Genomic DNA, 23,057 nt, shown 5'->3' with positions numbered 1-23,057 from the left:
GTTACTGTTGAGCGTCAAAAAACTGGGCCACATCATCACCCACCCGAATAGTTAGGTCTGAGTCTAAAGCACCAGTGGAGGATGATTCTACTTTACCGATTCCCAATTGATTTTTCAAGAGGTTAGCGGACTGAATATCACCTTTTTGGGCAATAATCGCCGTGGTTTCTAGCTTTTGGGAGGAGTCATCGCTAATATAAACATTTGTGTAGCCCTGTTTGGCCAGATAATCACGAGTACGACGGGCTAAACCTTTGGTATTGGTGGCATTTTGAATGGCAATCCGCAGACTATAAACGGAGGTTTCTCCCCCCCCATAGTTATCGGTAAAATTATTAGCCACAATGGTTCTAATTTCGCGACGGTTCAAAATCCAATAACTGCGACCATCGTATTCCTCGAGGTTATTAAACCGGCCGGGGAGTAGGATCATTCTTAAGTTATCCTGTTTAATTTCCCGGCCAAAATTGGCGATAGCCAGCATTTCCTCGACGCTTAAGTTCGTATCGATATATTGTTGTAAAACCTGTACTGCTTTCGGGAGACTGGGGAGAATTGTCGGACTAAAAATCTTTTTTTGAAGTGCTTTTAATAAAATTTGTTGTCTTTGTACGCGACCAATATCGCCGTATTGCGGGTTACGAAAACGGGCAAATTGTTCTGCTTGGTCGCCGTTGAGATTTTGCCAACCCTCTTGTAAATCAATTTCTAATTTTTGGGTGACATCTTTATGATACATTCGTTCGGGTACATAAACCTCTATACCCCCGACTAAATCGACTAATTCCTTAAAGGCATCGGTAGTCACCCGCACATAGCGATCAACGGTGACATCCCCTAAAGTATTATTGACCACTTCTGCCGCTAGAGTTGGTCCACCGTGAACGTTAGCATCGTTGATTTTAGTGAAACCGTGGCCGGGGATTCTGACGCGGCTATCGCGAGGGATAGACAACATTCTCACGGTTTTATCGCTAGGATCGAAGCGCACTAGGAGCATGGTATCGCTGCGACCTTTAAATACATCGTCGCTGTTTTTGGCATCTAAAACTCGATCGATGCCCATAACTAAAATATTAACAGGACGAGAAAGCTGCTGATTGATTAAGCTATTCCAAGCTTGATCCTCAAGGATGTCTGTTTGGATGGGAAAAGATGTTTTTTGGAAGATGGCCCCAATTGGTGCGGGTAAGGGACTAATTAAAGCGACGGCAGCCCCAACAGTGGCGGAAACTAGGGCGGTAAAACTGAGGGTTATTCCCCAAAATAAGCCCTTTTGCAGGGGAGATGCTTTTTTTAAACCGGACATGACTGAACTGACCACCGCGACGGTATTTTCTGAGTTTTGGCTGTATTCTTGCTTTTCAAACCGCCCGGAAACATTGGCCATAGACTAACCTCAACATCTGATTAAAAGCTTACTCTAGGAGGTGACTGTTGATCCCTAGAATCTATCTCTAGAGCAAAAGTTCCAGATATTGGCCACCCCCTCTCGCCGGCTATCGTAACATATTGTTAAGGAACTGGCTATCCTAGACCTGTTGTAAAAATCAAAAATTGTTGTTAGGGTTAGGTGTCGGTAGCCAGTAGCCAGTAGTCAGGAAAATTAAAAACGAATAATAAACGATTAAACGCTCTATTCACCGATTGTATGCCATTTAAGCCTTATTTTTGCAGTTTTTGAACCCTGAAAGGTTAATTATGCCATAGGTTTAATAATTTTTCAGGGATTCAGTTCGGTTATAGATTATCTTTATGGCCAAGAATTAAGGCTCTCTTAGGTTTGGTGGGTAAAATGTATTCTAAGATACAGTCCTGCTGGCGAGCGAGTGGAAGGAACCACTCCAGACACAGAGGACACAAAGATTGATCGCTTCTATAGTAAGTTAAACTGCTCACACAAAGAATAAGAGAGCCGAATTAAGAGAGGTGGAAACTTGAAGATGACAGAACGAACTAAGGTTATTCTCCTCGTTGTTATCCCTTTGCTTTTGGCTAGTAATGCAGTTTTTTCTGTCAATAAATTCTGAGCTATTTTTTATGCAAATCATCTCCCTTCCCCCATCATCTACCCAGGAATATCTCTGTCTAAGAGACTTAAATCTCTACAATTCTCCCAGTTGTCAAGAGTTAGCTACCCAAGCACAACGGGGAAGAAAATTAAAATTTATTTCCCTAGAAATTACCGAAAAAGGGCTACAAATTCAGCTAAGGGAAGATAATTATTTAGCTTGGTTATGCAGAGAAGATTTAGATGCAATTGCGGCGGCCACCACAGCTTATCAAAAAATTCCTCTAACTCGTTCGGACATAGAAAAACATATTCCTGAGATTATCTCTTTTACTCAGGAAGCAATGAATTGTACCAATCATTATCTCTGGGGTGGAACCCTTGCACCTAATTACGATTGCTCAGGATTAATCCAGGCTGCTTTTGCCACTTTTGGCATTTGGTTGCCGAGGGATTCCTATCAACAGGAGGCTTTTTGTCAAAAAATAAACCGAGAGGAATTACTCCCAGGAGATTTAATTTTCTTTGGTGATAAAAGAGTTAATCATGTGGCTTTATATCTAGGGAATAATCAATATATCCACAGTTCAGGAAAAGAAACAGGTAACAATGGTATCGCTATCAATCTACTCACCGATGATAGGGATAGCGTCAGTCGTCATTATTATCAAAAATTATGGAGTTTCGGTCGAGTTATGCACAATTAATCAGTTATCAGTTATCAGTTATCAGTTATGGGTTTACTGTTTACTGTTCACTGTTTACTCTCCCCCATAGGTAATCATGTTAGAAAACATCTCCCTAAGCGGTCTATCAATTCGTCGTCACATAGGAGTATTGATGTTAACTATAGCAGTTATCATCATCGGTCTTTTTTTTCTAAATCGTTTACAAGTAGATTTGCTTCCTTCTATCACTTATCCTCGCATTAGTTTAAGGATGAATGTCCCGGGAGTTTCCCCGGAAGTTATTCTCGAAGAAGTAACTAAACCCCTAGAAGAAGGAATGAGTGCCACCGAGGGAGTAGTGCAAGTTTATTCAGAAACTCGCGAGGGAAGGATGCGAGTAGATTTATTTTTTCAACCAGGGGGAGATTTAAATGTCGCTTTAAATGAAGCTACCGAAAGTTTTAATCGTGTCCGACAAAATTTACCCGATATTATTGAGGAACCGCGCTTAAACAAATTTGAACCCTCTCGTTTACCCGTCTATGAATTTGCTCTCGTTTCTGATACCCTACCCCTAAAAGATTTAAGATTATTTGCTGATGAAGAATTAGGGAGAGAATTAGGATTTGTGGGAGGAGTTGCAGTGGTGGACGTGATTGGGGGAGTTAGAGAAGAAATTCAAGTTAATATTGACCTGCAGCGATTACAATCTCTGGGAGTGGGATTAAATCAGGTTTTAGACACCCTAAAAAGACGCAATCAGGACATCTCTGGGGGCCGACTAGAGGGAGAAACTGGGGAACCTTTAACCCGTGCGGTGGGGAAATTTAAAAACGTAGCGGATATCCAAGATTTAGCACTGACCGATAGTAATAATCCCGAAGAAAAAATCTATCTGCGGGATGTGGCCAGAGTTATCGATGGGACAGAAGAACAAAGAATTTTTGTCACCCTAAATGGAAAAAATGCCGTCAGGGTTAGCGTCCAAAAACAACCGAATGCGAACACGATTGCTGTGGTAGAAGGGGTCAAAAAACGCATTACAGAATTAAAAAAATCCGGGTTAATGACCGGGGGAATACAAGTCGTCCCCACTAGCGATGAGTCTGTATTTATCCAAAACGCGGTTAATAACGTGGTTTCTTCGGGACTAGCGGGGACAATTCTAGCAGGATTGACTGTATTCGTCTTTCTCGGTTCCCTGCGACAGACTTTTATCATTATCCTAGCGATTCCTCTTTCTACCCTCGTCGCAATTATCTGTATGAAGTTATTCGGGTTATCGATAAATGTGTTTAGTTTGGGAGGATTGGCCCTAGGGGTGGGTATCGTGGTGGATAATTCCATCGTCATGCTGGAAAATATTGCCCTCAAAGTTAGTCAAAACCAAAATAAGCGAGATTTTTTAGAAATTGCCCGGAATAGCAGCCAAGAGGTAGAATCCGCTTTAGTGGCCTCCACTGCGACTAATCTCGTCTCTATCCTGCCATTTTTATTACTGGGTGGTTTTATTTCCCTACTGTTTAACGAGATTATCCTCACTATCAGTTTTGCTGTGGCTGCTTCTCTCCTGTGTGCGTTAACCGTTGTTCCCATGTTGGCCAGTCGTTTGTTAAATATGCGGGTTTCTAGTGGCATTCAGCGATTTTGGCTCTTAAAAGTCTTTAGTCAACGTCTAGAAGGTTTAACCATCCTCTACGGTCGTTTTTTAGCTAAAATCATCCACTACAGAATACCTGTTATCCTGCTGGCCTTTTTAATTTTAGGGGGAAGTAGTTTCTATCTCTGGCAATATATCCCCCAGGAAGTCTTTAGTCGTATTCAAACCGGACAGGTGAACGTTTTTGCTCAATTTCCCCCTGGTACCAATTTAAATACTAACCGTCAGGTGATGCGGGAAGTAGAAAAGATTTTATTATCACAACCAGAGACTAAGTACGTTTTTACTACCAGTGGCGGTTCTCTTTTTGGCACAACTACCAATGAAAATATTTTGCGCGGTTCTAGTACGATTAATCTCAAACAAGGCACTAATACAGAAGCGTATATCGAACGCATGAGCAAAGCACTAGAGCAATTAAACCTCGTTAACGTGCGTTTGCGTCTCACCCCCGGTCAAGTGCGCGGTATTATTCTTAATAACTCTCCCTCCGTTGGTGCTGACGTGGATGTGATGTTACAGGGACGAGATGGGAAAACTTTAGAGCAAGCTGGTGAAGAAATCCTCAGTATTCTCGATGAAAAAGTCCCTAGTGCGCGTTTTCGTCCCGATGCTGACCCCAGACAACCGGAAATCCAGATTAAACCCGATTGGACCCGCTTAAATAGTTTGGGATTGAGTACCCTGGAAGTGGGACAAACGCTACGGACCGCTATTCAAGGATCAATCCCCACCCAACTGCAACGGGGAGAAAGATTAATCGATATCCGAGTGCAATTGGACCCCAACTCGCGGCAAAAAATTAGTGATATCTCACAAATACCTATTTTTGTCAATAGGCAAGAAGACTTAAAATTAGCAGATATCGCTAGGATTGAAGGGGGAAAAACCCCAGCAGTCATCCAGAGAATTAATCAGCGTCAAGTTTTTATTATTATCGGCAGTTTAGTCGAGGGTGCGAAATTAAGTGACGCACTCGCAGGGGTACAATCGGTTTTAAATTCCACTCCCTTACCCGATGGTATCAGCATTTTACCCAGTGCTGCTGCCATCTCTAATCAAGAAATTCAGGGTTCTTTGGGTTTATTAGCGGGTTTATCGGTATTTTTAGTCTTTGTAGTCATGGCCGTCCAGTATAACTCGCTCATAGACCCTTTGGTGATTATGTTAACCGTTCCTTTGGCCCTAGCGGGGGGAATTTTTGGACTATATTTGACCAAAACCCCGATTAATGCCATTGTCATCGTCGGGGTGGTGTTATTGGTGGGGATTGTGGTTAATAACGGGATTATTATGGTGGAATTAGCCAATCAATTGCGGCAAGAATTCGGTTTTACTCGACTACAAGCCATTTTAAAGGCCGCTCCCCAACGTTTACGACCGATTTTAATGACTACCGTGACCACGGTTTTAGGTTTATTTCCCCTCGCTTTAGGATTAGGAGAGGGGGGGGAATTCCTGCAACCTTTAGGAATTGTCGTTTTTTCGGGTTTGTCTTTAGCAACTCTGTTAACTCTGTTTATTATTCCCTGTTTTTACGTTTTATTCTCTAGAAAATAATCCCCCTGCACAGTGGGGTGTGGGGTGTGGGGTGTGGGGTGTGGGGTGTGGGGAGAATAAAGCTGACTCCCGACTCGGAGAATACTGTCTCCTAACCCAATGTTGGCTACAGATAAGTAAAAATTAGGCTCTTCTAGGTTCTGTGTGATAAGTTTGACTTACATAGGATCGATCGATCTTTGTGTCTTTGTGGTTCGTTCCACCCCCTCGCTAGGAGGAATGTATCTTAGAATACATTTTACCCACCAAACCGGGGAGAGCCAAAAACCTTGCATTATCCTTCTTTTAGTACATAAACTGGTACAAAAAGAGAGGGCAACAAAGCCTCAAACGACCGACGACCGGCTCCTTACTTCTAACCCCACCAACAAACTTTTTGCCGCAAACCCTAGTTATTTCCCCTGACAATCAGGAGGATCGATAACATTGGCAAAAATTGCCCAAAGTACCATGAGCGGCATCGGCAACAAACAGATTAGCCATTGATAAGCGGTTAGGGTCGCCGTTGCAAACAGACTGTTCATCACCCCCCATTGACTAAACAAAATTTGTAGGGCAACAGCAGCCACAATCCCCAAAATTAGGATTGGTGCATTAGTAATCGAGGTTGACTGACGACGTAGGTAGTCCACTAGGCTCATCCCTAATTGGCTGATACTGAGCAGATAGATAACCCGTGCTGCCACAAGGGATTGAATTGCCATTGTGCGGGCAACGGCAATATCTCCTGTGGTCGATTTAGCCCACTCAAACATACCAAAAATCAGAATCCAGTTAAACAATGAAACAGCCAAAATTCGGCGCAATAGTTTTTTGGTGATCAAAGGTTCATTGGGATTGCGTGGTGGTGACTGCATAATGCTGGGGGATTTTGCTTCAAAGGCCAGGGGAACAGTCATCGTGACCGAGTTGATCATGTTCAACCAGAGTACTTGTAGGGAGAGGATGGGTAAATCTCGTGCTAGTAAGGTACTGATCAGAATCGTCATCGATTCGCCACCATTGACAGGCAAGAGAAAAGATATCGCTTTGCGTAAATTTTGATAAACGGTGCGTCCTTCTTCGACAGCGGCCTTGATCGAGGCAAAGTTATCATCAGTGAGGAGCATATCAGCAGATTCCCTGGCGACTTCCGTTCCCCCTTTCCCCATGGCAATGCCGATATCGGCCTGCTTGAGAGCCGGCGCATCATTGACACCATCGCCGGTCATCGCCACGATTTCCCCTTGAGACTGGAGTACTTCCACCAGTTGCAGTTTTTGGGTAGGGGCAACCCTGGCAAATACCGATCCATCGACCACCGCTTGGGCCAGTTGATGATTATCCATTTGCGCTAATTCTTTTCCCTCAAATGCTAAGACTTGTGCTGCCGTTTTAATGCCCATCCGTTCCGCGGTCGCCCGTGCCGTGACAAGATGATCACCAGTAATCATCTTGACCCGAATCCCGGCAGTTTGACAGGCATGAACGGCAGCGATCGCCTCTGGACGAGGCGGGTCAATCATGCCCTGTAATCCTAGAAACACCAAGCCTGTTTCGATATCCTCATGGTCGATAGAATGCTGATGGGTCGCGGCTGCTTTTTTGGCGAAGGCAAGCACCCGTAAACCCTGCCCTGCCATCGTTTCTACCGCTTGCTCGATCTGTTGGGCGTTCAGCGCGGTCATCTGACCATAGCGATCGATCATCTGGGAACAACGACGCATTAGCGACTCAACCGATCCCTTGACATAGATCAGACGAGGTATCCCATCATGCAGGGTTGCCATGTATTGGTACTCAGATTCAAAGGGAATTGCATCCAATCGTGGGGTTAAAGACAATAGCCCCAATTGACTGAGACCTGCTTTGGCAGCGGCCGCAATCAGCGCCCCTTCCGTAGGATCCCCCACCACTGACCAATCTTCTCCCCTTTGTTTTAGCCCGGAGTCATTACAAAGCAAACCAGCTACCAGACAATCCCCCAGGGCCGGCGGTAATTCCTCTGCAAATGGGCTGCTGGGGTTGCCATCGGTAATCAGACTAATTTCGCCCTTGGGACTATAGCCACCACCACTAACGGCGTAATATTGCCCTTCAGTATAAATCGACTGTACAGTCATTTGATTTTCCGTTAGGGTTCCAGTTTTGTCGGAACAAATGACGGTCGCACTCCCCAATGCTTCCACTGCGGGCAGTTTACGAATAATCGCATGACGACGGGCCATGCGGTTGACCCCAATTGCCAAGGTAATCGTTACCACTGCCGGCAGCCCTTCTGGAATCGCACTCACTGCCAGGGCAACGGCAGCTTCAAACATATCGATCCAAGATTTCCCCCGTCCTAACCCGATGGCAAAGGTCAAGGTTGCTAGGGTCAAAATTGCGTAGAGTAGGGTGCGGCTAAATTGGGCAAATTTACGGGTCAGGGGTGTGCTAAGGCTGACTCGGCTTTCCATCGACTGGGAAATCTGCCCCACTTCGGTGGCGTTGGCCGTAGAGACAACAATCCCTTTGCCCTGTCCAAAGGTAACAAAACTCCCTGCGTAGGCCATGTTTGTCCGTTCTGCTAGGGGCGTATCCCCGGGTAAGGGTTCGATCGCTTTTGACCCGGGCAAGGATTCCCCGGTCAGGGCAGACTCATCCACCTGCAAATTGCGGACTTTCAGCAGCCTCAAGTCCGCCGGTACTTTATCCCCCGATGCCAATAAAACGATATCTCCCGGCACCAAATCCCGAGATGGAATCCGGAGGGTTTGTCCCTCTCGCAACACGGTCGCTTCTGTGGTTACGGCCTTGGCTAGGGAAGCGATCGCACCTTCCGCCTTAGCTTCCTGCACATAGCCAATAATGGCATTGATCAGGTTAACTCCCCAAATCACCGAGGCATTCGTCCAAGACCCTAAAAATGCCTTAATAGTACCCGCAAGCAGGAGAATATAGAGTAGTGGCTGATGAAATTGCCCCAAAAATCTCAGCCAAGCTGGTTTCCCCGGCTTAAATCGCAGTTCATTCTGGCCATATTTTTCGTAGCGACTAGCCACTTCTTCTGCTGATAAGCCCGTTGACCCATCGCTGGTCAAGTATTCAATCACCTCTGGTTGAGAAAGTTGATGATACAACGGCAACGATAATTGAACTGGCATCATGCTCGACCATATTTAGGGTTTGCGGCAAAAAGTTTTTCCTGGGGACAGGGTGTGGGGAAGTGGGGAAGCTGTCTCATCACCCTATCACCCCAAAACCCTATCACCCTATTTCCTGACGACCGACGACCTTAAGCTCTCGTCTTATTTTGGTAATAGTCGCGGGTTCCCTTGGCATCTAGGGCTTCACCGAGACGATCAATAGCGTGGGCGTAGGCGGCGGTACGCAGAGATATATCGAATTCCTGAGCGAAAGACCAGACTTTTTCGGCTTCTGTCACTATTCTTTCTTTTAAGCGCTCATTTATCTCGTTTAATTGCCAATAAAGACCGCTGCGATTTTGCACCCATTCAAAATAACTCACCGTTACCCCACCCGCGTTAACCAAAATATCGGGGAAAACGAGAATTCCTTTTGAGTCTAAAATGCGATCGGCTTCTGAGGTAGTGGGACCGTTGGCCACTTCAAAGATATATTTTGCCCGCACGCGATCGGCATTTTCGGCGGTAATTTGGTTTTCTAGGGCAGCCGGAATCAAAACATCCACATCTAGGGCTAATAATTCTTCATTACTAATCGCCTCGTGTTCTAAGATATTACACACAGTACCCTCACAGTAAATAGCAGTAATTCCGCGATGTTCCTGTTTATACTCACGAATACTGGCAATATCTAGGCCTTTTTCCCGATAAATGCCGCCCTGGGAATCACTTACCGCCACCACTTGATAACCGGCTTTGGCGAGGAGATCCGCTACTACAGCCCCAGCGTTACCGAATCCTTGCACGGCTACGGTAGTATTAGCGGGTTTTTTATCTAATTTCGGCAAAAGAGAGTTAATAACATGAAAAGCCCCCGTTCCCGTCGCCGTATCGCGGCCGCGACTGCCTCCCATGGTTAAAGGTTTCCCCGTCACCACCGCCGGACTAATTTTACGCTGAATGATGCTGTACTGGTCCATCATCCAACCCATGATCATCTCGTTGGTATAGACATCGGGGGCAAGAATATCGACATCGGGACCGATAAAGTCGGCTATACCCTCGATATAGCCCCGGCTAAGGCGTTCTAACTCGGCTTTTGACAATTCTTTCGGATTTAGGGTAATGCCGCCCTTAGCCCCACCAAAGGGCAAATCCAGCAGGGCGCATTTAAAGGTCATCCAAAAGGCCAGGGACTGCACCTCATCAATGCTGACGTTGGGATGATAGCGCACACCCCCCTTGCCGGGGCCGCGGGTGTCATCGTAGCGGACGCGGTAGCCTTGGAAGATTCTTAAAGTGCCGTTGTCCATACGGACGGGTATGGAGACGCTAAGACTAGCTTTGGGATATTTTAACCGCTCGATCGCATCATCGGAAATGGAGACATACTTAAGGGCCCGTTCTAAGCGACTGCTGGCATCGGTAAAGAGTGATTTCGACATGATTTTTTTTCCCCTATCTATCCCCATTAGAACAGGTCAAAACCGTATATTTCACTACAGTTTATTTTTCTTAATTAACCATGGGCGGGAATTGCCTACCAGTGTTCTCAAACAAGGTTAGTGTTGAGTTAACTTCAGTGAGTAAGAGATTTTCTGGTACATCATCCACCAAGAGGATGCGATCGCTTAATTCCATTTAATTTTAATTGTCAACGATACAAAGATGAAATGTAACCTAATTTGCCATCGACCACCGACCACCGATGCTTGATAGCTAAAAAGCTGACGGCTGACGAATGTTACGATTGTTACAACATCTTGACATTAATTCTGATACCCTGACAATGTGTCAATCTGTGCAGTAATGGGGCAGAAACTCAAGTGGTATCGATCCATATTTCTATTGTTGAGGGCAACCCGCACTTGCGATCGCTATTAGCTTGGCATCTGCAACAGGCCGGCTATTTGGTCAATCAATCGGCAAACCTGCAAAGTGCGCGTCAAGCTTTCCTTCACCGTCAACCAACCTTAGCAATTATCGATTCCGACTTACCCGACGGGGATGGAATCGAACTCTGCCGTTGGCTTTATCAACAAAAACATTCTCTAATACTGATTCTCTCGGCCCGCAATGGCGAAAAAGATGTGGTCAATGGTTTAAAAGCCGGGGCCGACGACTACCTGAAAAAGCCCTTTGGAATGCAAGAATTTATGGCTAGGGTAGAAGTGTTAACCCGTCGTTTAGGCGGTAGGGCTGCTCCCCTACACTTGGATTATGGACAATTAAAAATAGATTTAGCCCAAAGACGGGTACAATTTCGCGGGGAGTATATCGAATTAACGCCCCAAGAATTTAGCCTACTCTACGTTTTAGCCCAAGCGGAGGGAACACCCCTATCAAGAGCCGATTTACTGCGTCGCGCTTGGCCCGAGGAAATCGATAACCCCCGGACAATTGATACTCATGTTCTCTCTCTGCGGAAAAAAATCGAAACCGATCCCAGACAACCTAATTTAATTCAAACCGTCCGCAACGTCGGCTATCGTTTCAATCTAGAAATGTTGGCCGAGATCAATTCAGCTTTAGAAGCTAATATTATTGCTTCCACCAAAGGCAATCATAACGGTCATTCCATGAGTAAAATCCCCGCTCACAATGTTAGTCGTTAATTCTGGCTTTGTCCGACTGATTAGCAGATTTTTGGCTGAAATCGTCTCCTAACCACTGAATGAAGCAAGGAGACGAAGGGCAAATTAAACCATAGTCACCATTGACCGATCCGCTTGTTGCTGAAATTCCGTCAATAAACGCCGGAATTCGTCGCCGTCAATGGTTTCCTGTTCAATCAGTATCTCCACCAAGCGATCAATCGCCATACGATTGTCAAGGATAAGTTTTGTTGCTAAATCGTGGCATTGCTTGACAAGTTCCCGCACTTGTGCATCAATTTTCGCCATCATCGCGAAAGAATGGTCGGCATGATAACCAGCGCCAGCACCACCGAGATAGGAATTACCATCCTCCTCTAGGGCAATCAATCCCAATTCCGACATTCCCAGACGCGTTACCATCTGTCGGGCCAGATAGGTAATTTTTTCAATATCATTACCGGCACCGGTGGTCACTTCATCCTCACCGAAGACACATTCCTCCGCCACCCGTCCCCCTAATAATCCCGCAATTCGGGCCAACAACTGGGAACGACTGGTTAAACCCTGTTCTTCATCGGGAGTGAACCAAGTTAACCCCTGCGCTTGACCCCGGGGAATCAGGGTGACTTTTTCCACTTGATCGTGGCCGGGACAGAGAGTACCGACAATCGCATGGCCAACTTCATGATAGGCGATCAAACGCTTGGCTTTACTATCCACTAAAGCGCGCCCTTCCATACCGGCCACAATCCGATCGATCGCATCGTTGACCTCCTCCATCGTAATCGCCTCTTTGCGCCGTCTGGCAGTAAAAATCGCCGCTTCGTTGAGCATATTAGCCAAATCTGCCCCGGTAAAACCGGGGGTGCGCCGGGCGATCGCCTCCAGAGCCACATCAGCAGCCACCTTTTTATCGCGAGAATGGACCTCCAAAATGGCCAAACGTCCCTTAGAATCTGGATAATCCACCACCACCTGTCGGTCAAAACGACCCGGACGCAGCAAGGCCGAATCCAAAACATCAGGCCTGTTGGTGGCGGCAATGACGATAATGCCAGTATTGACCTCAAAACCGTCCATTTCCGTCAATAATTGGTTCAGGGTTTGTTCCCGTTCATCATTACCTCCCCCATAACCGATCCCTCGTTGACGACCAACGGCATCAATTTCATCGATAAAAACCAAACAAGGGGCATTTTCCTGGGCTTTTCGGAACAAATCTCGCACTCGCGACGCACCAACCCCGACGAACATCTCCACAAATTCCGACCCGGAGATGCTGAAAAAAGGTACTCCCGCCTCTCCTGCGATCGCTTTAGCCAATAAAGTTTTTCCCGTCCCCGGGGGACCAATTAACAGGACTCCTTTGGGGATTTTCGCACCAATAGCCGTAAATTTTTCCGGTTGTTTGAGGAATGTTACCACTTCCTCTAGATCTTCCTTGGCCTCATCCACACCGGCCACATCATTGAATTCTATGCCAGTTTTCGCCTCCATCTGAAACCGCGCCCTTGATTTACCGAAGTTCATCGCTTGACCGGAAGCATTGGCAGAACGACGGATAATAAACACCAATAATCCCAAGACGATAATAATCACTAACAGGTTAGTGAGAACATTGATCAAGGCCGAATTGTCAGTGGTGGGGAGAATACCATACTCAATTTTTTTAGCATCGAGTTTCTTGATTAATTCGGGATTTTGGTCAAATAAATTAACTTCTTTCGGGGTATCCTTATCCGTTTGACCGACGAGGGTAACTGCTGCCTGCTGCAAAGAAGGATTGATTTCCACCTTTTTTACCTTGCCTTGCTCGATTTTCTCTAACAATTCACCGTAGGTGAGGGTATTTGGTTTTTTTTGACTCCAAGCAGGATTGACATGGCCAAAGGTTTGCAGAATCATCCAAGTGCTGACAATCCCTTTCCATACTGGCCGATGACCACGATTCTTAGCTGACTTGGCTCTAACTACGGTGAGTGGAGATTTTTGATCCATAATTGACTCTATATCTAGTTACCCTGTATTCATTGTGACAGATCGACTCGATCGTGACCACTGTTCTGTTTTTCCCCGGCAAGACCCTGAGGGCAAATAGTGATGACGGTTTTTTGCTATACTGTATTCAGCTAGGTGGTCTAACAACTGCCTATCCCAATCACTAACAGTTTAGGGAAGTGGGTTTCGCCCGCTTTTTTTATTGTCTAAATCATGACCCATCCGCTCATCCCCGACCTGCTGCACCTAGCCACCCCTATCGCTGAAAACTTGGGGCTAGAAGTGGTCGATATCGTTTTCCAAACCAATAAAAGGCCTCCCGTCCTGCGCGTTGATATTCGCAATCTTGCGGGAGATACTGGTTTAGAGGACTGTGAGCAGATGAGTCGGTCTTTAGAAACCGCCCTCGACAGTCAAGAAATCTTACCCGGTGCCTACGTTTTGGAAATATCTAGCCCCGGCATTTCTCGACAACTGAGCAGTGAGCGTGAATTTCAGTCTTTTAAAGGTTTTCCCGTCATCATTACCGGCCAAGATAGCCAGGGAAAACCAAAAGAATGGCGCGGAAAACTGCAAGGTAGAGATGAGCAATCTATTTATCTTAACCAAAAGGGTCGCTCCCTGACCATCGATCGCACCACTGTAATCAGCGTCCGTTTAGATGAGCAGCGGGATCATCAGTAATCAGTAATCAGTAAACAGTAAACAGTAAACAGTAAACAGGGATAAGGATGAAGATAAATAACTATAGCGTTTCTCACACCTGTGTGGTACAGTTAAACCTTTGCTGATTAAGCTTTTCACCATCGACAATGTACTTCTTGCGAACAGGAAACGCTATAACTAACTGATTAACTTAAAACTTACATCTGATAACTGATAACTTACATCTGATAACTGATAACTGATAACTGATACAAGGCTGACAGATAAAAAACTAATAACTCAAAAGTAAGGAGAAAAAATAATTATGGCTACCGTTAATTTGCCCGGTTTAAAAATAATGCTCGAAGAAATTAGCCAACGACATAATCTGCCCAAAAATGCCGTACAGGAGGCTTTGCGTGAGGCACTTATCAAGGGTTACGAACGTTATCGCCGCGCCCAAAGTTTAGAAAAAGCCGCTCAATTTCATGAAGATTATTTCAATAACTTTGATGTGGAATTAGACGTAGAAGAAGAAGGGTTTCGCATCCTTTCTACTAAAACTATTGTGGAAGAAGTGACCAATCCCGACCATCACATCGGTCTCAAAGAAGTACAGGAAGTGGCCGATGAAGCCCAATTAGGGGATGAAGTAGTTCTTGATGTCACCCCCGACCAAAGAGAATTTGGTCGCATGGCGGCGATTCAAACTAAACAGGTTTTACTGCAAAAACTGCGGGATAACCAACGCAAAATGATTCAAGAGGAGTTCCAAGATCTGGAAGGAACCGTTTTACAGGCCCGGGTCGTCCGTTTTGAAAGACAGGCCGCCATTGTCATGGTACAAAGTACCTACGGTCAACCGGAAGTGGAAGCAGAACTACCCAAACGGGAACAGCTGCCCAACGATAACTATCGCGCCAACGCCACCTTTAAAGTTCTGCTCAAAAAAGTCTTGGAAGGTTCTCAACGCGGCCCGCAATTAATTGTTTCCAGAGCGGCGGCAGGCTTGGTAGTATATTTGTTCGCCAACGAAGTTCCCGAAATCGAGGAGGAAATCGTGCGTATTGTCGCCGTCGCTCGGGAAGCTAATCCCCCCTCCCGTCACGTTGGTTCGCGGACAAAAATCGCCGTCGATACCCTAGAAAGAGACGTGGATCCGGTTGGGGCCTGTATTGGGGCCAGAGGTTCGCGGATTCAAGCCGTGGTGAACGAATTGCGGGGCGAAAAAATCGACGTGATTCGCTGGTCTCCAGATCCCGCCACCTACATCGCCAATGCCCTTAGTCCCGCCCGCATTGACCAAGTTTTGTTCACTAATGCCGAAGAAAGACAAGCATTGGTACTGGTAGCCCAGGATCAATTAAGTTTAGCGATTGGCAAAGAAGGGCAGAACGTGCGTTTAGCCGCCCGTCTGACGGGCTGGAAAATCGATATTAAGGATATCGCCCTGTATAAAGGAGAACAAGAGGTAAAAACCGATGAAACCGACCCAGAAGCGCAGGATTTAGACCAAGAATGAACCCCTTCGTCAATTATCGACGCTGTATTAGCTGCCGTCTCTTCGCCCCGAAGGAATCCTTTTGGCGAATTGTCCGACTACACCCGTCTGGACAGATACAATTAGATCAAGGCATGGGAAGGGCTGCCTATATCTGTCCGCAACCTAATTGCCTACAACTGGCCCGGCAAAAAAATCGTCTCGGACGGGCCCTAAAAGCCAATATTCCCGAAACGCTCTATGAATCCTTGCAAGAGCGCCTCGGGACTGCCAAACAAGGTCGTCCAAATCAGGATTAAAATTGACGATCATAGCCACAAAATCGTTACCATGGAAAGGGGGCAGTCCTGACAGGATCAAAAAATCAGCCAACTTATAGGATCACTAACACTTTAGCCGGGGGATAATGGATGAGTAACGCGAAAGTCAGAATTTACGATTTATCAAAAGAATTGAATCTAGACAACAAAGACATTTTGGACATCTGTGACCAGTTGAACATCGAGTACAAGAGCCACAGTAGCACGATCAGCGAAGAGGATGCCCAACGCATCAAGGCAATTGCTGCGAAGGGAGTTGTTTCGAGTACCAGTAAAAATAGTACGGGTCAGCGAGAATCGGTTAGTCCTGCCGAAGAAAAAAAACAAAAGATTTTAGCCCTGCATAAACACAACCGCCCCGAAACTGGCGAAGAAGGGGAAATCTATCCCGGACCTGCCGGTTCCTCAGCTAAACCGACTTTAATCAGTCCTCCCCGTCCCCCAGTTAAACCCCTCGTTGCTGCCCCAGGGCGCGACGGTGCGGCCGAAAAAACTCCCCCCACCGCTGCACAGATGCCATCTCAGTCCGCCAGTGTTAAAGAAACCCCGACCGAAACCCCGCTAGTGCCAGAAGTATCCCCCAGCTTAATCGCCCCACCTAATCGACCCTCCCTCACCCCGAAACCACGCCCGGGCATCGCCTCGGGCCGGCCAGAACCCCGATCTAAAAATGCCGCCGGCAGTAACGACAGGCCGCGGGGAGAAAAACGCGAGCGCGGCGAGAGTGAAAACGCCCCTAGTCCTGAGCGCAGGGTTAGCTTGGCTAAACCAGAAAAACCGACCCTCAACCGCAAACCCGACGGAAAAAGCCCGAAACTGGCGGAACCAGCTAGAGAAGTGCGGGAGACGGTGGAATTGAAGCGCCCGGTTCGCCCCGGTATGCCCGCTAAAATCTCGGCTACTGGCGAGGAAGAAACCGACACCACCAAGAAATCCGGTGTTGATGGCACAGAAATCGATACAGATACCGGATTGCTCGGAGCAGACGGGCCCAAAAAACTCAAACGACCGACCATGCCCCTTCGCATGGCCAAAAAATCTAGCTGGGAAGAAGAAGAAGAAGAAGAGAAAAAAGCGGCCAAAACCGCCAAAACTGCTGGCAAAAACAAACGCCGCACCCAAGCTCTCTTTGAAGATGACGATGATCTAGAATCGGAACTATCCGGGTTAATCAATAGCCCCAGTTTTACCCTTTCCACCGCTCGTCCCCCCAAACCGCCCAGCGCTAAAGCTGCCACCCCTGGCACCCCAACAGCAGTCAAAGTTAAGCGGCCCAGTAAACCAACCGCCCACACTGGCAGCCCGAAAAGCGAGCGTCAAGAACCCCAAGAGGAAAAACGCCCGGAAAGCATCGTCATCACCGGCAGTCTTACCGTGCGCGACCTCTCGGAATTGATGAAAGTCCCGGAAACCGAGATCATCAGAACCCTATTTTTTAAAGGGATGGCGGTTAATATCACCCAAACTCTCGACGTGGACACGATCGAAATGATCGCCAGGGACTTCGAGATGACCGTGGAAACCCCCAGCACCCAGTCGGCGGCGATCAAAACCACGGAGATGATCGATGTCTCCGACTGGGAAAGTCTCCAGCGTCGTCCCCCCGTCGTCACCATTATGGGTCACGTTGACCACGGTAAAACCACCCTCCTCGACTCGATCCGCAAAACCAAAGTCGCCCAAGGAGAAGCCGGCGGCATCACCCAGCACATCGGCGCTTACCACGTCGATGTGGAACATAACGGCAAACCGGAACAGATTGTCTTTTTGGATACCCCCGGCCACGAAGCTTTTACCGCCATGCGGGCCCGTGGGGCGAGAGTCACCGATATAGCGGTGCTGGTGGTGGCCGCCGATGATGGTGTACAACCCCAAACGAAAGAGGCAATTAGTCACGCCAGGGCTGCCGAAGTCCCCATCGTGGTGGCGATTAACAAAGTCGATAAACCCTCGGCTAACCCCGACCGAATTAAACAGGAATTGACCGAACAGGGACTGGTGGCCGAAGATTGGGGCGGTGAGACGATCATGGTTCCCGTTAGCGCCCTGCGGGGGGAAAATCTCGATAATCTGCTGGAAATGATTCTCTTGGTGGCAGAAGTAGAGGAATTGGTTGCTAACCCCGATCGCTTGGCTAAGGGAACCGTGATCGAAGCTAACCTCGATCGCACCAAAGGTCCCGTGGCTACCCTGCTCGTCCAGAATGGCACTCTCCGCGTCGGTGATAGCATCGTCGCTGGTTCGGTTTTCGGCAAAATTCGGGCGATGATCGATGATCGCGGCCAAAAAGTCGAAGCGGCCACCCCCTCCTTTGCCGTGGAAATCCTCGGTCTTAGTGATGTTCCGGCCGCCGGCGATGAGTTCGATGTCTATGAAAGTGAAAAAGAGGCCCGATCAATCGCTGATCAACGGGCGATCGAACAACGCAACACCCGTTTACAACAGGCCCTCTCCTCCCGTCGCGTTAGCCTTAGCACCCTCTCTATCCAAGCTCAAGAAGGACAACTCAAGGAACTTAATCTTATCCTCAAGGCAGATGTGCAAGGTTCCGTTGAGGCTATCCTCGGTGCGCTCAAACAGTTACCCCAAAACGAAGTGCAGATTCGGGTTCTCCTCGCCTCTCCGGGGGAAATCACCGAAACCGATGTGGATCTGGCCGCCGCTAGTGGTGCGGTGGTGGTGGGTTTTAATACCACCCTTGCCAGTGGAGCCAGAGCATCCGCCGATCGGGAAGGAGTTGATATCCGCGATTACAATATCATCTACAAGCTTCTCGATGATATTCAAGGGGCGATGGAAGGTCTTCTCGACCCCGAAGAAGTGGAAGAACACCTCGGTTTTGCCGAAGTGCGGGCCGTCTTCACCGTCGGTCGTGGGGCCGTGGCTGGTTGTTATGTCCAATCTGGTAAACTGGTGCGGAATCGCTTCCTGCGCGTGCGTCGCGGCAAGGAAATTGTTTATCAGGGGGTTCTTGATTCCCTCAAACGGATGAAGGAAGATGCCCGGGAAGTAGCCACCGGTTTCGAGTGCGGTGTCGGTGTTTCTAAATTCAATGACTGGAAAGAAGGCGACATTATCGAAGCCTACGAAATGGTCATGAAACGTCGCACTTTATCCAGTTAATTACACTTGAACCGTCGGGAGTCGGGAGTCAGTTATCAGTTATCAGTTATCAGTCATAATTCCCCCACTCCCCCACTCCCCCATCTCCCCACTTCATAATTCATAATTCATAATTTATAATTTATAATTCTCATTTCCCTCTATGAAATCAGAACCTTTTTTGTGGATTCATCTGGCAGGGTTAGCGGCTTTGCCAATCTTTTTACAAATCGCTTGGATTGGTTTAGCTGTGGGTGATCCCTTGCCTTTTCTTTGGCTAGAATGGCTATTTCTGGGAGCGATCGCTATTATTCCCGTCTTTTGGATGCAGTGGACAAAACCTTTTGATATCTTTAGTCTTTTGTTGGTCGCCCTGAAACCGAGTCAACTCACCCCCGAACAGTTAAAAATTCTCTCTCTTTTTCAACGTCCTCGCCATCGTCTTCTGACTCTTTTGGGAGTCGTCCTCTTAATTCTCATCGCTTGGCCTATCTATAATTTTGCCCCTCTAGCGGCTGCCGTGGCCGCCTATCTCCCCCAATGGCGGCTTTTAGGTTTAGTCATCGCTGCGATCGCTCTCCTCTTAAGTCACCTATTTTTACAGGTTCCTCTGAGTGTTCTAGGGGTTTTAGCCACTAAAGAAAGTGACTGGACAGCGACCGAAGCTTTAGTTATTGAGCGCATTCCTGAGTTATTTACCATTTTTGGTCTAAAAGTTAATAAAATTATCTAAATTAGCCAAAATGCCGACAATTTCGCCTAAGAATGCAGGATAGATCGCCCGTTTAAGGGTTGAATATTCCTCGCATTACGGGGCAAAATTGCGGCCAATTGTTGCAGTTGTTGGGGAGAAATTTTGATCGTATTTTGCCAGACTAACCAGAGAACATCCTCGCTACAGGGAGGAGTGGACAAAGACCCCTGATATTCATAGAAACCGCTATTTTCCGGCAGTAAAAGCCCGACATTGACCCAAGTATCGGGGATAATCATTTCAGGAGAAGGTTCTTGGGGCAAATAATCCCAAATGGTTTGTAAATAGGGATTAAAAGCACCAATTTCGGCTAAGATGCCCACAACCGCTAAATTTCCCTTCCCATTTCGATGCACTAAATGAATTTCTAGAGGGAAAGACTGACCTTTAATCTGATGTTCGCTGGGGTGATGAAAATGGAACTGCAATAAATCCCAGTTTTCGCCGTGAAAACTCATGTTTCCAACTTTTTCGGTCTGAACCAAGATTGTATGACCGTTATGGCGAATTTTTAGGGGTATAGGACGATAATTAAAGGTGGGTTGGTATAGCTCTTTTTCAGTCACTATACTCAGATCGATCGGTGTTTGTTGCTTTCCCGTGGTGCAGAGGCGATAATTCGTTGATAATTCGCCCCAATGGTCAATATTTTGATAATTCCAAGTAAATTCTGGATTAATAGCCCCAAAAAGAGCATGAGAGCCTATAAATTGCAGTAATTCTCGTCTATACATGGGATTAAATTCAGCACACTTCGACACATTTCGACACATTTCGACAAGCTCAATGTAAAAGCTCAATGTAAAAGCTCAATGTAAAGGCTCAGTGACCACATTCTTTACATTGACGTTTGGGTTTTCCATTATGAGTAGAACCATTCTTGATCGTATGGTGAGAACCACAATTAGGACAGGGGAATAGAGGTGAACTAGGGGGGGATTTTGTTCGGTGCTAGACTGATATTTGAGTAAGCCAGACAGGAGCCAGAAAAAGATATTTATCAGAAAAGTCATGATCAAGCTAGAGGTTTAAAGACTGATCGGGTTCCAATTATTTTTATTAACAAATATTCTACACAATTCATACCAGATAAGCAAGAGGGCTACGGCACTACTACCGAATCATTACCCTCATTTTATCTGACTGTGATCGCTTTTACTTTTGATATTCTGATGGGAGAATGAAACAGCCCTACCCCCGACGGTGGGTTTGGGGGGTTCTACCCCCCAAAGGCTTGCATTGAATGATAAAATCGGAAGTAATGACCAACTTTAGAAGATAGTTTCCCTTTAAAAATCCCAACTCAGTAGATTTACAAAAATGAGATGCACCCAATTAGACAATTATTCTTGATCCACTGTCCTATAATGACAGAAAGAGTATTTTTGAATTGAATTTGTTCTTAACTGTACCCCAATAATCTCCCTCCTGATAATCTTCTCATCACCTTACTTTATGTCAAACCTAATCCTTTTCTGGCATCGTCGCGATTTACGTCTCTCGGATAATATTGGACTGAGTAAAGCTAGGGAGCGTAGTCCGAAAATCATCGGGGTTTTCTGCCTCGATCCTGCTATTTTAGAAGGGGATGATATCGCCCCTGCTAGAGTTGCCTATCTGCTCGGTTGTCTAGAGGAATTAGAAAAAAATTATCGCCAAAAAGGTAGTCAATTAGTGATTATTCGCGGCAACCCCAGTCAAACACTCGTCAACTTAGCCGGCAATTTATCGGCAAAAGCAGTTTTTTTTAACCTCGATATTGAACCCTACGCGCGTCAACGGGATCAACAGGTAATTGCCGCTTTACAAACAAAAGGAATTGAAGTAGAAACCTTCTGGGATCAACTTCTCCAGGCTCCAGGACAAGTCCTCACCCTCTCAAAAAGCCCCTACACCGTATATACTCCTTTTTGGAAAAATTGGAGCCAATTAGCCAAAGCCCGCCCCAAAACCCTAGAAAACCTGCAAGGATTAGACGAAAATGAGGGGGAGAAACTCACAGAAACTATTAATTTACCAACCCTAGAAAATTTAGGTTTTACCTGGCAAAACCCCTTACCCCTCACCCCCGGAGAAAAAGCCGCCGATAGCAGATTAGAAGAATTTTGTCAAGGGGTTATTAACAATTATCAAGAAGATCGTAACTTCCCCGCTTTCGATGGGACGTCGCGCTTGAGTGCCGCTTTAAAATTTGGGGCGATTGGCATTCGCACAATTTGGACGGCAACCCTAGAGTTATTAGAAAATTGCCGGGCCCAGGAAGCAAAAAATAGTATTATCACTTGGCAGCAAGAGTTAGCTTGGCGGGAATTTTACCAGCATTGTCTCTATTTTTTCCCAGAATTGGCGGTCGGTGCTTATAGAAAAGAATTTCGTCATTTTCCTTGGCAGGATAACGAAGAACATTTTCAAGCTTGGTGCCAGGGAAAAACCGGCTATCCGATCGTTGATGCGGCGATGCGACAATTAAATGAAACGGGATGGATGCACAATCGTTGTCGCATGATTGTGGCGAGTTTTTTAACCAAAGATTTAATTATTAACTGGCAAAAAGGCGAAAAATACTTCATGCAGAAACTTTTTGATGGCGATTTAGCCGCTAATAATGGTGGTTGGCAGTGGAGTGCCTCTAGTGGCATGGATCCGAAACCTTTAAGAATTTTTAATCCCGCTAGTCAGACACAAAAATTCGATCCAGAAGGGGAATATATTCGTCAATGGTTGCCGGAATTAGCTTCCGTAGATACGGAATATTTAGTAACCGGGAAAATCCCCCGTTTAGAAAGACATCGTTGTGGTTATCCTGAGCCAATTGTCGATCATAATCAACAACAAAAAGAGTTCAAACGACTCTATAGCAATCAGAAGCCAAAACAATAACTAGGGTTTGCAGCAAAAAGTTTTTCGTGGGGTGTGGGGTGTGGGGTGTGGGGTGTGGGGTGTGGGGTGTGGGGTGTGGGGTGTGGGGTTTTACCGATTTTGAGGGGGTCAATTACCTAATTTTTAGGGAAAAAGTCCCGGAATTTTCCCCCCGCTCACTCCCATATCCGGTACTTTTTGATTGACAAAAAGTATAAAAGCCTTACCCAACAAGGTTTTTAGATTTATTCAGCCAACCCTAACTAAAGCGACGG

Annotated in this window: 14 protein-coding genes and 1 pseudogene; 9 read left to right on the top strand and 6 right to left on the bottom strand. The window is 46.5% G+C overall.

Going from position 1 to position 23,057, the window contains the following annotated elements:
- Window position 1 precedes the first annotated feature (1 nt).
- Window positions 2–1,390, bottom strand: a complete 1,389-nt coding sequence (locus IM507_RS07415) for an LCP family protein (protein WP_287636836.1) — start codon at window positions 1,388–1,390, stop codon at window positions 2–4.
- Between the two features lie 650 nt (window positions 1,391–2,040).
- Here IM507_RS07415 and IM507_RS07410 point away from each other — a divergent pair.
- A complete protein-coding gene (locus IM507_RS07410; RefSeq protein WP_002738550.1) occupies window positions 2,041–2,718 on the top strand; it encodes a C40 family peptidase in 678 nt (225 codons plus the stop codon).
- A gap of 76 nt (window positions 2,719–2,794) precedes the next feature.
- Entirely contained in the window at window positions 2,795–5,899 is a 3,105-nt protein-coding gene (locus IM507_RS07405; RefSeq protein WP_287636835.1) for an efflux RND transporter permease subunit, read from the top strand.
- Window positions 5,900–6,291: 392 nt separating this feature from the next.
- Here IM507_RS07405 and IM507_RS07400 read toward each other — a convergent pair whose 3' ends face one another.
- Window positions 6,292–9,024: a cation-transporting P-type ATPase gene (locus IM507_RS07400; RefSeq protein WP_287636841.1), complete on the bottom strand. Its 2,733-nt coding sequence runs from the start codon at window positions 9,022–9,024 to the stop codon at window positions 6,292–6,294.
- A gap of 131 nt (window positions 9,025–9,155) precedes the next feature.
- The gene (locus IM507_RS07395; protein ID WP_287636834.1) at window positions 9,156–10,451 is read right to left on the bottom strand and encodes a Glu/Leu/Phe/Val family dehydrogenase; all 1,296 of its coding nucleotides are present in this window, start codon (window positions 10,449–10,451) and stop codon (window positions 9,156–9,158) included.
- 381 nt (window positions 10,452–10,832) lie between these two features.
- Here IM507_RS07395 and IM507_RS07390 point away from each other — a divergent pair, with 381 nt between their 5' ends.
- Complete coding sequence (locus IM507_RS07390) at window positions 10,833–11,621, top strand: response regulator transcription factor (protein WP_002739319.1); 789 nt, start codon at window positions 10,833–10,835, stop codon at window positions 11,619–11,621.
- An 84-nt stretch (window positions 11,622–11,705) separates the two neighbouring features.
- Here IM507_RS07390 and ftsH read toward each other — a convergent pair whose 3' ends face one another.
- Complete coding sequence (gene ftsH, locus IM507_RS07385; protein ID WP_002739047.1) at window positions 11,706–13,601, bottom strand: ATP-dependent zinc metalloprotease FtsH; 1,896 nt, start codon at window positions 13,599–13,601, stop codon at window positions 11,706–11,708.
- Window positions 13,602–13,814: 213 nt separating this feature from the next.
- Here ftsH and rimP point away from each other — a divergent pair, with 213 nt between their 5' ends.
- The 5 genes from rimP to IM507_RS07360 all read left to right on the top strand — a co-directional run bounded on the left by rimP (window position 13,815) and on the right by IM507_RS07360 (window position 19,902).
- Window positions 13,815–14,285: a ribosome maturation factor RimP gene (rimP, locus tag IM507_RS07380; protein ID WP_002738969.1), complete on the top strand. Its 471-nt coding sequence runs from the start codon at window positions 13,815–13,817 to the stop codon at window positions 14,283–14,285.
- A gap of 286 nt (window positions 14,286–14,571) precedes the next feature.
- Window positions 14,572–15,768 (top strand): transcription termination factor NusA, encoded by a 1,197-nt coding sequence (gene nusA / locus IM507_RS07375; protein ID WP_002738721.1) that lies wholly within the window; start codon window positions 14,572–14,574, stop codon window positions 15,766–15,768.
- Window positions 15,765–16,046 carry a YlxR family protein gene (locus IM507_RS07370; protein WP_002738851.1) on the top strand — a complete coding sequence of 94 codons (282 nt, stop codon included), beginning with the start codon at window positions 15,765–15,767 and terminating at the stop codon, window positions 16,044–16,046. The genes nusA and IM507_RS07370 overlap by 4 nt, the downstream gene beginning before the upstream one ends.
- Before the next feature lie 111 nt (window positions 16,047–16,157).
- Window positions 16,158–19,190, top strand: a complete 3,033-nt coding sequence (gene infB / locus IM507_RS07365; RefSeq protein WP_002739404.1) for a translation initiation factor IF-2 — start codon at window positions 16,158–16,160, stop codon at window positions 19,188–19,190.
- Window positions 19,191–19,332: 142 nt separating this feature from the next.
- Window positions 19,333–19,902: a low-complexity tail membrane protein gene (locus IM507_RS07360; protein ID WP_002738450.1), complete on the top strand. Its 570-nt coding sequence runs from the start codon at window positions 19,333–19,335 to the stop codon at window positions 19,900–19,902.
- A gap of 26 nt (window positions 19,903–19,928) precedes the next feature.
- On the opposite strand, the gene IM507_RS07355 is transcribed toward IM507_RS07360, so the two are convergent.
- Complete coding sequence (locus tag IM507_RS07355; RefSeq protein ID WP_002739303.1) at window positions 19,929–20,657, bottom strand: carbonic anhydrase; 729 nt, start codon at window positions 20,655–20,657, stop codon at window positions 19,929–19,931.
- Window positions 20,658–20,751: 94 nt separating this feature from the next.
- A pseudogene (locus IM507_RS07350) lies at window positions 20,752–20,936 on the bottom strand (IS1/IS1595 family N-terminal zinc-binding domain-containing protein); the annotation flags it as partial.
- Window positions 20,937–21,378: 442 nt separating this feature from the next.
- Between IM507_RS07350 and IM507_RS07345 the strand changes: the two are divergent.
- Window positions 21,379–22,803, top strand: a complete 1,425-nt coding sequence (locus tag IM507_RS07345; protein ID WP_130757287.1) for an FAD-binding domain-containing protein — start codon at window positions 21,379–21,381, stop codon at window positions 22,801–22,803.
- Window positions 22,804–23,057: the final 254 nt, after the last annotated feature.

Origin of the sequence: Microcystis sp. M20BS1 (assembly GCF_020245305.1) — a bacterium.
GTDB classification, from domain to species: Bacteria; Cyanobacteriota; Cyanobacteriia; order Cyanobacteriales; family Microcystaceae; genus Microcystis; species Microcystis ichthyoblabe_A.
The sequence above is the reverse complement of the archived record's forward strand: the minus strand, read 5'-3'. Positions and strand labels throughout refer to the sequence as shown.

Excerpts from the sequence above, each read along its gene's own strand:
- IM507_RS07415 (WP_287636836.1), bottom strand. The coding sequence starts at position 1,390 with ATGGCCAATGTTTCCGGGCGGTTTGAAAAGCAAGAATACAGCCAAAAC.
- IM507_RS07410 (WP_002738550.1), top strand. The coding sequence starts at position 2,041 with ATGCAAATCATCTCCCTTCCCCCATCATCTACCCAGGAATATCTCTGT.
- IM507_RS07405 (WP_287636835.1), top strand. The coding sequence starts at position 2,795 with ATGTTAGAAAACATCTCCCTAAGCGGTCTATCAATTCGTCGTCACATA.
- IM507_RS07400 (WP_287636841.1), bottom strand. The coding sequence starts at position 9,024 with ATGCCAGTTCAATTATCGTTGCCGTTGTATCATCAACTTTCTCAACCA.
- IM507_RS07395 (WP_287636834.1), bottom strand. The coding sequence starts at position 10,451 with ATGTCGAAATCACTCTTTACCGATGCCAGCAGTCGCTTAGAACGGGCC.
- ftsH (WP_002739047.1), bottom strand. The coding sequence starts at position 13,601 with ATGGATCAAAAATCTCCACTCACCGTAGTTAGAGCCAAGTCAGCTAAG.
- rimP (WP_002738969.1), top strand. The coding sequence starts at position 13,815 with ATGACCCATCCGCTCATCCCCGACCTGCTGCACCTAGCCACCCCTATC.
- nusA (WP_002738721.1), top strand. The coding sequence starts at position 14,572 with ATGGCTACCGTTAATTTGCCCGGTTTAAAAATAATGCTCGAAGAAATT.
- IM507_RS07370 (WP_002738851.1), top strand. The coding sequence starts at position 15,765 with ATGAACCCCTTCGTCAATTATCGACGCTGTATTAGCTGCCGTCTCTTC.
- infB (WP_002739404.1), top strand. The coding sequence starts at position 16,158 with ATGAGTAACGCGAAAGTCAGAATTTACGATTTATCAAAAGAATTGAAT.
- IM507_RS07360 (WP_002738450.1), top strand. The coding sequence starts at position 19,333 with ATGAAATCAGAACCTTTTTTGTGGATTCATCTGGCAGGGTTAGCGGCT.
- IM507_RS07355 (WP_002739303.1), bottom strand. The coding sequence starts at position 20,657 with ATGTATAGACGAGAATTACTGCAATTTATAGGCTCTCATGCTCTTTTT.
- IM507_RS07345 (WP_130757287.1), top strand. The coding sequence starts at position 21,379 with ATGTCAAACCTAATCCTTTTCTGGCATCGTCGCGATTTACGTCTCTCG.